This is a genomic window from Bradyrhizobium sp. USDA 4516 (assembly GCF_054055915.1).
This window is the reverse complement of record NZ_JBSRXT010000001.1, coordinates 2,131,291-2,144,375: the sequence shown is the minus strand read 5'-3', so window position 1 is coordinate 2,144,375 and position 13,085 is coordinate 2,131,291. Positions and strand designations below refer to the sequence as shown.

Here is a 13,085-nt window from a genome sequence, read left to right as displayed (position 1 = left end):
CTGTCATGAATCATCCGTAATATCTTGAAGATGCGCGTTTTATTGTCTTTTGACGAATTCCACTCCGGTTTAAAACGCGCTACACGGGCCAGGGCACAGCGAAGCGCCGGCGGAGATCGCCCGGGAGCCGTCGTCGCGGGATCGCAATTCGAGGTCTAGATGCTGGAAGCAATACGCAGGGCGATGGCGTTTCTGCGCCAGAAGCAAATCCTGCATCGGCTGGGTGTTGTCATCAGCATCGCCGTCATCGGCATCGCCTGCTACGTCCTTTATCACATGCTGCGCGGCATCGACACCAACGAGGTGCTCGAGGCCATCAAGAGCACCGAGCCGCGGCAGATTGCCCTGGCGGGACTGTTCGTCGCGGCGGGCTACTTCACGTTGACCTTCTACGATCTGTTCGCGGTGCGCGCGATCGGCCACGCCCATGTGCCCTATCGCATCAACGCGCTCGCGGCCTTCACCTCCTATTCGATCGGCCACAATGTCGGCGCCAGCGTCTTCACCGGCGGCGCGGTGCGCTACCGGATCTATTCGGCGTGGGGGTTGAATGCGATCGACGTCGCCAAGATCTGCTTTCTTGCCGGGCTCACCTTCTGGCTCGGCAATGCCGCGGTGCTCGGGCTCGGCATCGCCTACCACCCGGAGGCGGCCGCCAACATCGACCAGCTGCCGCCCTGGCTCAACCGGGCGCTGGCATTCGCGATCATCACCGCGCTGGTCGCCTATGTGGTCTGGGTCTGGACCCAGCCGCGGGTGGTCGGCCGCGGCCCCTGGACGGTGACCCTGCCGGGCGGCCCGCTGACGCTGCTGCAGATCGCGATCGGCATCCTCGACCTCGGCTTCTGCGCGCTGGCGATGTACGTGCTGGTGCCGGACGAGCCAAATCTCGGCTTCGTCGTGGTCGCCGTCATCTTCGTGTCGGCGACCCTGCTCGGCTTCGCCAGCCACTCCCCCGGCGGCCTCGGGGTGTTCGACGCCGCCATGCTGGTCGGCCTCTGGCAGATGGACCGCGAGGACCTGCTCGGCGGTATGCTGCTGTTCCGGCTCCTCTACTATATTGCGCCGTTCGTCATATCTGTAATCTTGCTGACGTTTCGGGAGGTTATCGTCGGCGCCCGACTCAAACGGCTGCCGCAGGCTGATTCGGGTCCCCGCGCCGAGCCGCACCATGAGGCGGTTCTGGTTCGAAAGCGCGGTGACTCCGGGGTCTGATGAAGCGGCCCGATGCCTCCCGAGGGAAGGTCGCTATGACCGCGCCTGGGCGAGACATGAACCGACGGGATGAAAGCCGCCGCGATGGCAATTGACGATTCGCATTCCTCCATCTTCTCGCCCTGGCCCGACCGGTTGCGCCATTCCGCGCTGATCCTGCTTGCCGCAGCGCTGGCCTTGAGCGTGGTGGTCGCGCTCGGCGAATTGTCGCTGGTGCGCGCCTGCGCCGTGTTCGTCTGCATCGCGGCCGCGGCGCTGGTGCCATGGCGGCTGCATGATGCCGGAACCTCGCGCGAGGATGTCCGCGGCGTCAATCCGGTCGAGGCCGCCGCCGTCAGCGCGGTCGTCGCCGGCATGCCGGATCCGGCCGTATTGCTCGATCGCGCCGGCCGCGTCATCCATCTCAACGCCGCAGCGGCGCAGCTCGCGCCTGCGCTGCGCAAGAACGAACTGGCGCAATTTGCCCTGCGCTCGCCGGAGATCATCACCGCGCTGCGCGAGGCGATCGCGACCACCGAGCCACGCCGCGCCACCTACACCGACCACGTTCCGGTCGATCGCTGGATGGAACTGGTGATCACGCCGGTGCCGGTGCCGACCCAGTTCGGCGGCACCGAGAAGTGCATGCTGATGACCTTCCACGACCTGACGCCGCTGCGCCGGGTCGAGGAGATGCGAGCCGACTTCGTCGCCAATGCCAGCCACGAGCTGCGCACGCCGCTCGCCGCCTTGTCCGGCTTCATCGACACGCTGCAGGGGCCGGCGCGCGAGGACGCGCGGGCGCGCGAGCGCTTCCTCGGCATCATGCACACCCAGGCGACCCGCATGGCGCGGCTGATCGACGATTTGCTGTCGCTGTCGCGGGTCGAGTTGTCGGCCCATGTGCGGCCCGAGGCCTCGATCGACATCGTGCCGATCATCCGCCAGGTCGCCGACGGGCTCGAGGCACTGGCCAGCGAGCGCCAGGTCGAGATCGAGGTCGACCTGCCTCAGGCTCCGGTCATGATCGCCGGCGACCGCGAGGAACTGCTCCGCCTGTTCGAGAACCTGATCGAGAATGCCCTCAAATACGGCGCCTCCGGGGGGCGCGTCATAGTGTCGCTGAATCAGGCCGTTTCGGGTGCATCGGGCGAAGGGGCCCCCGAAATCCGTGTCATGGTACGGGATTTCGGCCCCGGCATCGCCCCCGAGCACCTGCCGCGGCTGACCGAGCGCTTCTACCGGGTCGACGTCGGCGACAGCCGCAACCAGGGCGGAACGGGCCTCGGATTATCGTTGGTGAAACATATTCTTAACCGTCATCGCGGGCGTCTTTTGATCGAGAGCGTGCCGAAGAACGGGGCCACTTTTACCGCCTGTTTTCCCCGGCCGAAGACCCCGTTGCCAACTCAAAGCTAAGCGTTTTCAGAAGCTTAGTACTGTCATCCAACTGTCATCCAACCTTCGTAAAAGCAGCACCGACCGCTCCTAGATGGACCGGCGTGAGCGCGATCGGGCGCATTCGGCGCTTCGCTCACTGATGGAGACCACCCATGAATTTCATCAAAGCAATCGTCGCAGCCGGCGTGATCGCCGCTTCGACGTCGGCCTTCGCTGCCGATATTACCGGCGCGGGCGCGACGTTTCCGTTCCCGATCTATTCGAAGTGGGCTGACGCCTACAAAAAGGAGACCGGCAACGGTCTGAACTACCAGTCGATCGGCTCCGGCGCCGGCATCAAGCAGATCCAGGCCAAGACCGTGACCTTCGGCGCCACCGACGCGCCGCTCAAGCACGAGCAACTCGAGAAGGACGGCCTCGTGCAGTGGCCGATGGTGATGGGTGCGATCGTCCCGGTCGTGAACCTCGAAGGCATCAAGCCGGGTGACCTGATCCTGTCGGGCGAAGTGCTCGGCGACATCTATCTCGGCAAGATCACCAAGTGGAATGACGCGGCGATCGCCAAGCTCAATCCGAAGCTGACCCTGCCGGGCGATGCCATCACCGTCGTGCGCCGTTCGGACGGTTCGGGCACCACCTTCAACTTCACCGACTATCTCTCCAAGTCGAACGCCGACTGGAAGTCCAAGGTCGGTTCCGGCACCGCGGTCGAGTGGCCGGTCGGCGTCGGCGCCAAGGGCAACGAAGGCGTTGCCGGCAACATCAGCCAGACCAAGAACGCTATCGGCTATGTCGAGTATGCCTACGCCAAGCAGAACAAGCTGACCTACACCGGGCTGGTAAACAAGGCCGGCAAGACCGTGCAGCCGACCATGGCTGCCTTCCAGGCTGCCGCCTCGAATGCCGACTGGGCCAAGGCTCCCGGCTACTACGTGATCCTGACCGACCAGCCGGGCGAGGCCTCCTGGCCGATCACCGCGGCGACCTTCATCCTGATGCACAAGGACTCGACCGACAAGGCGGCCTCGCAGGAAGCGCTCAAGTTCTTCAAGTACGCCTTCGAGAAGGGCGACAAGGCGGCCGAAGAGCTCGACTACATCCCGATGCCGGACTCGGTCGTCAAGCTGATCGAGAAGACCTGGTCGTCGGACATCAAGAGCTAAGTCCGACGCTGCGACAGGGCCTGTGCCGACTCGATCGCGGCACAGGTTGAGCGACCAAGACCCGGTCTCCATCACCGCGGCAACAAGCGCGCGATCGAGGCCGGGTTCGCGCCTCAAGGGGCGTGGCTGGAACGACGACGCCCGGCCAAATGCGTCAGTGAAGATCGCTTCGGGGCGTAGCGGTTTGCGTGGCTTTTGCATACTAAAGAGGGGATTGGCGTGGCAGACATGGCTGTTCAGAGCGATGTGATGGAAGCCGCGGGACCTTACGATCGCGCCAAGGCCCTCAGCGCCTTCAAGCTCGGTGACCTCACCTTCTATTGGATCACCCGTATCTCGGCGATTTCGGTTCTGTTGATCCTCGGCGGCATCATCCTGTCGCTGATCGTCGGCGCCTGGCCGGCGATGAAGGAATACGGCTTCGCCTTCCTCTGGACGCAGCGCTGGGCGCCCTCGGCCGATCCGCCGGTGCTCGGCGCGCTCGGCCCGATCTACGGCACGCTGATCACTTCGGTCATCGCGATGCTGATCGCCATTCCGGTCGGCATCGGTATCGCCGTGTTCCTCACCGAGCTCTGCCCGCAAATGCTGCGCCGCCCGATCGGCATCGCGATCGAGCTGCTCGCCGGCATCCCCTCGATCATCTACGGCATGTGGGGCTTCTTCGTCCTCGGCCCGTTCCTGGCCAACACCTTCCAGCCCTTCATGATCCGGATCTTCGAGGGCGTCCCGGTGCTGGGCGCGGTGTTCGCCGGCCCGCCGTCCTATCTCAGCCTGTTCAACGCTGCGCTGATCCTTGCGATCATGGTGCTGCCCTTCATCACCGCGATCTCGGTCGACGTGTTCAAGACCGTGCCGCCGGTGCTGAAGGAGGCCGCCTACGGCATGGGCTGCACTACTTGGGAAGTCGTTCGCAGCGTCGTGATCCCCTACACCCGCGTCGGCGTGATCGGCGGCATCATGCTGGCGCTCGGCCGCGCCCTCGGCGAGACCATGGCGGTGACCTTCATCATCGGCAACTCGTTCCGGATCTCGTCGTCGATCTTCGCGCCGGGCACCACGATCTCGGCGGCGATCGCCAGCGAATTCGCCGAGAGCGACGGCCTGCACCAGTCCGGCCTGATCCTGCTCGGCCTGCTGTTGTTCGTGCTGACCTTCTTCGTGCTCGCCGGCGCGCGGCTGATGCTGATGCGGCTTGAAAAGAAGGCGGGGAAGTAACGCCATGAACCCGATCTACAAATCCCGCCGCCGCAGCGACATCGTCATCCGCGCACTCTGTGTCGGCGCGGCGCTGTTCGGCGTTACCTGGCTGGCGCTGATCCTGATCACGCTGCTCTATAACGGCCTTGCCGGCCTCAGCGTGCAGCTGTTCACCCAGAACACGCCGCCGCCCGGCTCGACCGAAGGCGGCTTGCTCAACGCCATCGTCGGCTCGGTCATCATGACCGTGATCGGCGTCGGCATCGGCGCGCCGCTTGGCCTGTTCGCCGGCACCTACCTCGCCGAATACGGCAAGCACGACAAGCTGACCTCGGTGATCCGCTTCATCAACGACATCCTGCTCAGCGCGCCCTCGATCATCATCGGCCTGTTCATCTATGGTGCGGTGGTGGTGCCGATGCGCGGCTTCTCGGCGATCGCAGGCAGCCTTGCGCTCGCGGTGATCGTGATCCCGGTCGTGCTGCGCACCACCGAGGACATGCTGCTCTTGGTGCCCAATCCGCTGCGCGAGGCCGCCTCCGCGCTCGGCCTGCCGCGTTCGCTGGTGATCAAGCGGATCGCTTATCGTGCCGCGCGATCGGGTCTGATCACCGGTGTGCTGCTGGCGACCGCCCGCGTCGCCGGCGAGACCGCGCCGCTGCTGTTCACCGCGCTGTCGAACCAGTTCTTCAGCCTGGATCTGACCAAGACGATGGCCAACCTGCCAGTGACCATCAACAACTTCGTGCAGAGCCCCTACGCCTACTGGAAAGAGCTGGCGTGGAGCGGCGCGCTGCTCATCACATTCACCGTGCTCGCGTTGAATATCGGCGCGCGTATCCTTGGTGCCGAAAGGGCCGCAAAATGACCGAGCTTTCCGTCTCCACGACTGCCGCAGGCCACATTCCCCAGGTTCCGCTGCCGGAAGCGCCGCCGAAAGTCACGGTGCGCAACCTCAACTTCTATTACGGCGAGCACCACGCGCTGAAGAACATCAACCTGACGCTCGGCACCAACCGCGTCACGGCGTTCATCGGCCCGTCCGGCTGCGGCAAGTCGACCCTGCTGCGCATTTTCAACCGGATGTACGACCTGTATCCGGGTCAGCGCGCGGTCGGCCAGCTGATGCTGGACCAGACCAACATTCTCGACCCCAAGCTCGACCTCAACTTGCTGCGCGCGCGGGTCGGCATGGTGTTCCAGAAGCCGACGCCGTTCCCGATGACGATCTACGAGAACATCGCCTTCGGCATCCGCCTCTATGAGAAGATCTCGAAGTCCGAGATGGACGACCGGGTCGAGAAGGCGCTGCGCGGCGGCGCGCTGTGGAACGAGGTCAAGGACAAGCTGAACGCCTCCGGCCTGTCGCTCTCCGGCGGCCAGCAGCAGCGCCTGTGCATCGCGCGCACCGTGGCGGTGCGCCCCGAGGTGATCCTGTTCGACGAGCCGTGCTCGGCGCTCGACCCGATCTCGACCGCCAAGGTCGAGGAGCTGATCCAGGAACTCTCCGAGGACTACACGATCGCGATCGTCACCCACAACATGCAGCAGGCGGCGCGCGTCTCCGACAAGACCGCCTTCATGTATCTCGGCGAGCTGATCGAGTTCGACGACACCAACAAGATCTTCACCTCACCGAGCGATCGGCGCACCCAGGACTACATCACCGGCCGGTTCGGTTGACCGGCGCATGATCCGGAAAAGTGGAAACCGGTTTTCCGATCAGGTCATGCTAAAATTCAGGACACGAAACCATGATCCCCGGGATCATGGTTGAGGGAGACAAGCGATGGCTTCTGAACATACCGCCAAGGCATTCGACAGCGACCTGCAGGAGTTGACCCGCCTGGTCGCCGAGATGGGCGGCCTGGTCGAACGAATGATTACCGAGTCGGTCGACGCGCTGATCCGTCGCGACGTCGCGCTCGGCAAGCGCGTGGTCGCCGCCGACATCGAGATCGACAATCTACAGCGCAACATCGAAGAGCGCGCGGTGCTGACGATCGCGCGCCGCCAGCCGATGGCGATCGACCTGCGTGAGATCGTCAGCGCGATGCGCGTCGCCACCGATCTCGAGCGGATCGGCGACCTCGCCAAGAACATGGGCAAGCGCGTCGCGGCGCTGGAGAGCGATTTCCAGCCGCTGAAGTTGATCCGCGGCCTCGAGCACATGACCGACCTCGTGCTGTCGCAGGTCAAGTCGGTGCTCGACGCCTATGCCGCGCACGACCTGCCGGCGGCGATGAACGTCTGGAAGGGCGACGAGGAGGTCGATGCGATCTGCACCTCGCTGTTCCGCGAACTGCTCACCTACATGATGGAAGATCCGCGCAACATCTCGTTCTGCATCCATCTGATGTTCTGCGCCAAGAACATCGAGCGGATCGGCGATCACGCCACCAATATCGCCGAGACCGTGTTCTACATGATCGAGGGCCAGCAGATCACCGACAAGCGCCCGAAGGGCGACATGACCACTTTTGCCACCACGGTGCCGGGCAACTGAGGCATGATCGGCAAGCACGGAACCGGCAAGAGCGAAACTGGACGATCCTCGCGACAAATCGTTTCCGCGGGGACTATGCTCAAGGAAGTAAGCGTTTCGGTTTGCGTCCGGGCAACGGATCACCACAGAGAAAGAACTTAAACCGATGAGCGCACGCATTCTGGTAGTCGAAGACGAGGAAGCGCTGACGACGCTATTGCGCTACAATCTCGATGCGGAAGGCTACGATGTCGAGACGGTGGGGCGCGGCGACGATGCGGATACAAGGCTGAAGGAGCGCGTTCCCGACCTCGTGGTGCTGGACTGGATGCTGCCGGGCCTGTCCGGCATCGAACTGTGCCGCCGCCTGCGGGCGCGGCCCGAGACCAAGCAGCTTCCGATCATTATGCTGACCGCGCGCGGCGAGGAAAGCGAGCGCGTGCGCGGGCTTGCCACCGGCGCCGACGATTACATCGTCAAGCCGTTCTCGGTGCCGGAGCTGCTGGCGCGGGTGAAGGGCCTCTTGCGCCGCGCCAGCCCGGAGCGGCTTGCGACCGTGCTGACCTACGGCGACATCGAGCTCGACCGCGAGAAGCGCCGCGTGGCGCGCTCGGGCCGTCCGATCGATCTCGGGCCGACCGAGTATCGCCTGCTCGAATTCTTCCTCGAGCATCCCGGCCGCGTGTTCAGCCGCGAGCAATTGCTCGACAGCGTCTGGGGCCGCGACATCTACATCGATGAGCGCACCGTCGACGTGCATATCGGCCGCCTGCGCAAGCTGCTCAATCCGGGCCGCGAGCAGGATCCGATCCGCACTGTGCGCGGCGCCGGCTACGCGCTCGACGACCGCTTTGCCAAGGCCGAGCCGCAGCCGTAACGGCCATGCGGCATTCATAAACCGCAACACGGCGTCGTCCCGGCGAAAGCCGGGACCCATACGCCGCGGCCAGCGCAATCGGCACGCGGCCAGACGGCTTTCTAACAACACCCATTCGTGGTTATGGGTCCCGGCCTGCGCCGGGACGAGGCCGGTGATGTAGCGGTAGCCCGGATGGAGCCGACGGGTCGCGCGAACGAGCGCCCCGTTGGCTCCATCCGGGCTGCGTCACACAAAAAAATCCCCGCTTTCGCGGGGATTTGTCTTTGAGGTCTTCCGTCGTTTTCCCGAGTGCTCACTTGATCTGCGGTTTCGCCGACGGCCGGCGGCGATCGGCGGCGGGCTGGTAGGCGACGCGCGAGTGATGCGCGCAATAGGGCAGGCCGCCGAGCGCTTTGCCGCCGCAGAAGAAGAATTCCGGGCTCGAGGGATCGCCGACCGGCCAGTGACAGGTGGCCTCGTTGAGCTCGAGCAGCGACAGCCGCTGGCTCATCGGCACCACATTGTCGTAGGAGATCGGATCGGGCTCCATCTCGGCCTCGAAGGCGTGCGCCAGCGCGGTGTTGCCGCGCGAGACCGGGCGCGCCACCCGCATCATGTGCTGGGCGGGGCGGGCCTTGCGCTGCCGCGGCGCGGCCGTGGAGGGTGCCTTGGCGCGGCCGGAGAGGCCGAGCCGATGCACTTTGCCGATCACGGCGTTTCGCGTCACATTGCCAAGTTCCGCCGCGATCTGGCTGGCCGACAGGCCGGACTCCCAGAGCTTCTTCAGCTGCTCGACGCGATCGTCGGACCAGGTCAATACAGTCATCGCATTCTTCCCTTCGCGTAGCGCCGGCCAATCATTGGAGCGGCGCTGCGAGCCAATCTGGACAAATATCCCTGCGGCCAGAATCCCTTAGCCCTCGCCGGGCACGGTGTTGCGCCCGAACGTTTACGCGAGACACAAAGGCTACTTAGAGGGTCCAGTACCGCCGCACGAGATGTCGTACCCGACAGGCCAAACGCTACAATATGGCGTGACTCTGGCGCAAGAGTCCGCGGTCGTGCGTCCACATGTTCCCACACAGTTAAGCATCGCGATGAGGCTTTTCCACCGCACCGGAATGCTCCGGATTGCGCTCGTTTCGCATTGCAGGAAGGCCACTTCGTGGCGATTGACACTTACCGACCGCAGCATAGAATGCCCGCCACGTGCCGCCCGCAAAGGCGGCCGTTTTGTTTTCCGAAGCTGGCCGTTGCTGCGCTGGCGTCAAGGCGCGCGGCAATTGTCGGCTTAAAAACCGTCAGTGATCGTCATGACCAACGCTGCCACGTCGCATCTGCTCCCCGTCTTCGCCAGGGTCGATCTCGGTTTCGAGCGCGGTGAGGGCGCCTGGCTGATCGCAACCAACGGCGACCGCTATCTCGATTTCACCTCGGGCGTCGCGGTCAACGCGCTCGGGCACGCGCATCCGCATCTCGTCAAGGCGCTGCAGGAACAGGCGACCAAGCTCTGGCACATGTCGAACCTGTTCAAGAGCCCGGACGGCGAGGTGCTTGCCGCGCGGCTGTGCGAGCAGAGCTTTGCCGACTTCGTGTTCTTCTGCAATTCCGGCGCGGAAGCGATGGAGGGCGTGATCAAGCTGGTCCGCCACTATCACTTCTCCAAGGGCCATGGCGAGCGCTACCGCATCATCACCTTCGAGGGCGCCTTCCACGGCCGCACGCTGGGCACGCTGGCGGCGACCGGCTCGGCGAAATATCTCGAGGGCTTCGGCCCGCCGATGGACGGCTTCGACCAGGTGCCGCATGGCGACATCGACGCGGTGAAGAAGGCGATCGGTCCGCACACCGCCGGCATCCTGATCGAGCCGGTGCAGGGCGAGGGCGGCGTGCGCTCGGCGCCACAGGCGTTCTTCAAGGCACTGCGCGCGCTGTGCGACGAGCACGGCCTGCTGCTCGCCTTCGACGAGGTGCAGACCGGCATGGGCCGAACCGGCGAGCTGTTCGCCTACAAGCGCACCGGCGTCACGCCGGACGTGATGTCGCTGGCCAAGGCGCTCGGGGGCGGTTTCCCGATCGGCGCGGTGCTGGCGACCGCGCAGGCCGCGGCCGGCATGGCGCCCGGCTCGCACGGCTCGACCTTCGGCGGCAATCCGCTCGCGGTCGCCGCCGCCAATGCCGTGCTCGACGTCATGCTGAAACCCGGCTTCTTCGAGCATGTGCAGAAGATGTCGCTGCTGCTCAAGCAGAAGCTCGCCTCCGTCGTCGACCGCTATCCCGGCGTGCTGTCGGAGGTACGCGGCGAGGGGCTGTTGATCGGCGTCAAGGCCGTGGTGCCGTCGGGCGACCTGATCGCAGCGCTGCGCAGCGAGAAGCTGCTCACCGTCGGCGCAGGCGACAATGTGGTGCGGTTCCTGGCGCCGCTGATCGTGACCGAGTCCGAGATCGACCAGTCGATCACCGCGCTCGAGCGCGCCTGCGCGACATTGTCGGTGGCGCAGCCGAAGAAGGCGGCTGGATAATGAGCAAGCCGGTCCGTCACTTCCTCGATATCAACGAGCTGCCGCTCGGCGAACTGCGCAACATGCTGTCCGCCGGAGCCGCCATGAAGGCGAAGCTGAAGGCGCATGAGAAGGGCAGTAAGCCGCTCGAAGGCAAGACGCTGGCGATGATCTTCGAGCGCCCGTCGACCCGCACAAGGGTGTCGTTCGACGTGGGCATGCGCCAGCTCGGCGGTGAATCCATCATGCTGACCGGCGCCGAGATGCAGCTCGGCCGCGGCGAGACCATCGCCGACACCGCGCGCGTGCTGTCGCGCTATGTCGATGCGATCATGATCCGCATCCTCAACCATGACGCGCTGCTCGAGCTCGCGGCTCACGCCACCGTTCCCGTCATCAACGGCCTGACCCGGCGTTCGCATCCCTGCCAGGTGATGGCCGACCTCATGACCTATGAGGAAAACCGCGGCTCGATCGAGGGCAAGACCGTGGCCTGGACCGGCGACGACAACAACGTGCTGGCCTCCTGGGCGCATGCCGCCGAGCGGTTCAAGTTCCAGCTCAATGTTGCGACCCCGCCGGAGCTGTCGCCGAAGAAGCCGATGCGCGACTGGATCAAGGCGACCGGCGCGCCGATCATGCTCGGCACCGATCCGGAAGCCGCCGTGCGCGGCGCCGACTGCGTCGTCACCGACACCTGGGTGTCGATGGGCGACAAGGAGGGCGAGCACCGCCACAACGTGCTGCGGCCCTATCAGGTCAATGCCAAGCTGATGTCGCTCGCCAAGCCGGACGCACTGTTCATGCACTGCCTGCCCGCGCATCGCGGCGAGGAGGTCACCGACGAGGTGATCGACGGGCCGCAATCCGTGGTGTTCGACGAGGCGGAAAACCGCCTGCATGCGCAGAAGGGCATTCTGGCCTGGTGTTTCGACGCGGTCGCGTAGTCGGAGATCAGTAAGCGTTGTCGTTCCGGGCAAGCGAAGCGCGACCCCGGACCCATAACCATCGCTGTCAATTGTTGCGAAGGCTGGGGCACCAGCTTGATGCAAGCAACTCACATCGGTGGTTATGGGTCCCTGCTTTCGCATGTTTTCGCAGGGACGACGGAAACATCCGCGTTAGTGAACCCCTTTATTTCATGGTCCGAGACCCCAGATAGAGCGCCATGGTTTCACAATCCCCCGACATCAAAAATACGCCCGAGGCGCCGGTTCGCGCGCCCTCAGCGGTTCCGGTCGACGATGCCGTGCTGGCATTCGAGGTCGGCGCGCTGGACCTGCGCGGCCGGCTGACCCGGCTCGGCCCCGCGCTCGACGAGATCCTGCACAAGCACGATTATCCGCCCGCGGTCGGCAAGCTGCTCGGCGAGGCGATCGTGCTGACCACGCTGCTCGGCTCGTCGGTCAAGTTCGAGGGCCGCTTCATCCTGCAGACCCGGACCGAAGGTCCGGTCTCGCTCCTGATCGTGGATTTCCAGGCGCCCGACCGGCTGCGCGCCTATGCGCGCTACGACGCATCGCGCCTCAAGAATGGCCAGAGCTCGGGCGAGCTGCTCGGCAAGGGCCACCTTGCGATGACCATCGATCAGGGCTCCAACACCAGCCGCTACCAGGGACTGGTCGCGCTCGACGGCGGCGGCCTGGAAGAGGCGGCCCACGAATATTTCCTGCGCTCGGAGCAGATTCCGACGCGGGTGCGGCTTGCGGTCGGCGAGGAGATGCGCGGCGGCGAGGGCGGCAAGCTGCACTGGCGTGCCGGCGGCATCCTGCTGCAATTCCTGCCCAAGGCGCCCGAGCGCGCCAAGCAGGCCGATCTGCATCCCGGCGATGCGCCGGAAGGCACGGCCACGCATAGCGTGCCGGACGATGACGCCTGGGTCGAGGGCCAGTCGCTGATCTCGACCGTCGAGGACGTCGAGCTGATCGATCCCGATCTGTCCGGTGAGCGGCTGCTCTATCGCCTGTTCCACGAACGTGGCGTGCGTGTCTTCAACCCGCAAACGCTGCGCGCGCAGTGCTCCTGCTCGCGCGACGCGGTGTCGTCGATGCTGAAGAGCTTTGCGCCGAACGACCGCGCCGAGATGGTCAAGGACGGCAAGGTCGTCGTGACCTGCGAGTTCTGCTCGTCGGTGTATGAATTCACGCCGCAGGAAGCCGGCGTGGAGTAGACGCGTTCGTCATCTTAGATGGGGTAACGGGCCGGCCGCCCGCTCGCTACGGCGCAATTTGGAAGCGCGCTCGCGAGCGGCCTGTTGGTTGGAAGGCGGTCGTCCCTCAAAC

Annotated in this window: 12 protein-coding genes; 11 read left to right on the top strand and 1 reads right to left on the bottom strand. The window is 65.0% G+C overall.

All coding sequences use genetic code 11. The features are described 5' to 3' along the window. The first annotated feature begins 159 nt into the window (after positions 1-159). The 8 genes from ACVI1L_RS10000 (at position 160) to phoB (ending at position 8,320) form a co-directional block, all read left to right on the top strand. Complete coding sequence (locus ACVI1L_RS10000; RefSeq protein WP_026192163.1) at positions 160-1,215, top strand: putative bifunctional lysylphosphatidylglycerol flippase/synthetase; 1,056 nt, start codon at positions 160-162, stop codon at positions 1,213-1,215. A gap of 84 nt (positions 1,216-1,299) precedes the next feature. Further along, the gene (locus tag ACVI1L_RS09995; protein WP_057019526.1) at positions 1,300-2,613 is read left to right on the top strand and encodes an ATP-binding protein; all 1,314 of its coding nucleotides are present in this window, start codon (positions 1,300-1,302) and stop codon (positions 2,611-2,613) included. A 134-nt stretch (positions 2,614-2,747) separates the two neighbouring features. Further along, positions 2,748-3,758 (top strand): phosphate ABC transporter substrate-binding protein PstS, encoded by a 1,011-nt coding sequence (pstS, locus tag ACVI1L_RS09990; RefSeq protein ID WP_076830985.1) that lies wholly within the window; start codon positions 2,748-2,750, stop codon positions 3,756-3,758. A 228-nt stretch (positions 3,759-3,986) separates the two neighbouring features. Continuing rightward, complete coding sequence (gene pstC / locus ACVI1L_RS09985; RefSeq protein WP_057019452.1) at positions 3,987-4,976, top strand: phosphate ABC transporter permease subunit PstC; 990 nt, start codon at positions 3,987-3,989, stop codon at positions 4,974-4,976. Between the two features lie 4 nt (positions 4,977-4,980). Further along, on the top strand, positions 4,981-5,826 hold the full coding sequence (gene pstA / locus ACVI1L_RS09980; protein WP_050386784.1) for a phosphate ABC transporter permease PstA: 846 nt from the start codon (positions 4,981-4,983) through the stop codon (positions 5,824-5,826). After that, positions 5,823-6,641, top strand: a complete 819-nt coding sequence (gene pstB, locus ACVI1L_RS09975; RefSeq protein ID WP_074131128.1) for a phosphate ABC transporter ATP-binding protein PstB — start codon at positions 5,823-5,825, stop codon at positions 6,639-6,641. Before pstA ends, pstB begins: the two co-directional genes overlap by 4 nt. A 106-nt stretch (positions 6,642-6,747) precedes the next feature. Continuing rightward, positions 6,748-7,464, top strand: coding sequence for a phosphate signaling complex protein PhoU (gene phoU / locus ACVI1L_RS09970; RefSeq protein WP_016844066.1), 717 nt, complete (start codon positions 6,748-6,750; stop codon positions 7,462-7,464). A 145-nt stretch (positions 7,465-7,609) separates the two neighbouring features. Continuing rightward, entirely contained in the window at positions 7,610-8,320 is a 711-nt protein-coding gene (gene phoB / locus ACVI1L_RS09965; RefSeq protein WP_016844067.1) for a phosphate regulon transcriptional regulator PhoB, read from the top strand. A 295-nt stretch (positions 8,321-8,615) separates the two neighbouring features. Here phoB and ACVI1L_RS09960 read toward each other — a convergent pair whose 3' ends face one another. Continuing rightward, complete coding sequence (locus tag ACVI1L_RS09960; protein WP_076830977.1) at positions 8,616-9,128, bottom strand: GcrA family cell cycle regulator; 513 nt, start codon at positions 9,126-9,128, stop codon at positions 8,616-8,618. Positions 9,129-9,615: 487 nt separating this feature from the next. On the opposite strand from ACVI1L_RS09960, the gene ACVI1L_RS09955 reads away from it, so the two are divergent. From ACVI1L_RS09955 to ACVI1L_RS09945, 3 genes are all read left to right on the top strand, one after another. Continuing rightward, positions 9,616-10,824: an aspartate aminotransferase family protein gene (locus ACVI1L_RS09955; protein ID WP_076831076.1), complete on the top strand. Its 1,209-nt coding sequence runs from the start codon at positions 9,616-9,618 to the stop codon at positions 10,822-10,824. Next, a complete protein-coding gene (gene argF / locus ACVI1L_RS09950; protein WP_456782790.1) occupies positions 10,824-11,750 on the top strand; it encodes an ornithine carbamoyltransferase in 927 nt (308 codons plus the stop codon). Before ACVI1L_RS09955 ends, argF begins: the two co-directional genes overlap by 1 nt. Before the next feature lie 221 nt (positions 11,751-11,971). Then, entirely contained in the window at positions 11,972-12,973 is a 1,002-nt protein-coding gene (locus tag ACVI1L_RS09945; RefSeq protein WP_057019450.1) for an Hsp33 family molecular chaperone, read from the top strand. The last annotated feature ends 112 nt before the right edge of the window (positions 12,974-13,085 follow it).

What these genes read in the sequence shown, in the direction of transcription:
- ACVI1L_RS09945 (WP_057019450.1), top strand. Translation starts at nt 11,972, where the DNA reads ATGGTTTCACAATCCCCCGACATCAAAAATACGCCCGAGGCGCCGGTT.
- ACVI1L_RS09995 (WP_057019526.1), top strand. Translation starts at nt 1,300, where the DNA reads ATGGCAATTGACGATTCGCATTCCTCCATCTTCTCGCCCTGGCCCGAC.
- argF (WP_456782790.1), top strand. Translation starts at nt 10,824, where the DNA reads ATGAGCAAGCCGGTCCGTCACTTCCTCGATATCAACGAGCTGCCGCTC.
- ACVI1L_RS09955 (WP_076831076.1), top strand. Translation starts at nt 9,616, where the DNA reads ATGACCAACGCTGCCACGTCGCATCTGCTCCCCGTCTTCGCCAGGGTC.
- pstB (WP_074131128.1), top strand. Translation starts at nt 5,823, where the DNA reads ATGACCGAGCTTTCCGTCTCCACGACTGCCGCAGGCCACATTCCCCAG.
- pstC (WP_057019452.1), top strand. Translation starts at nt 3,987, where the DNA reads ATGGCTGTTCAGAGCGATGTGATGGAAGCCGCGGGACCTTACGATCGC.
- phoB (WP_016844067.1), top strand. Translation starts at nt 7,610, where the DNA reads ATGAGCGCACGCATTCTGGTAGTCGAAGACGAGGAAGCGCTGACGACG.
- pstA (WP_050386784.1), top strand. Translation starts at nt 4,981, where the DNA reads ATGAACCCGATCTACAAATCCCGCCGCCGCAGCGACATCGTCATCCGC.
- phoU (WP_016844066.1), top strand. Translation starts at nt 6,748, where the DNA reads ATGGCTTCTGAACATACCGCCAAGGCATTCGACAGCGACCTGCAGGAG.
- ACVI1L_RS10000 (WP_026192163.1), top strand. Translation starts at nt 160, where the DNA reads ATGCTGGAAGCAATACGCAGGGCGATGGCGTTTCTGCGCCAGAAGCAA.
- ACVI1L_RS09960 (WP_076830977.1), bottom strand. Translation starts at nt 9,128, where the DNA reads ATGACTGTATTGACCTGGTCCGACGATCGCGTCGAGCAGCTGAAGAAG.
- pstS (WP_076830985.1), top strand. Translation starts at nt 2,748, where the DNA reads ATGAATTTCATCAAAGCAATCGTCGCAGCCGGCGTGATCGCCGCTTCG.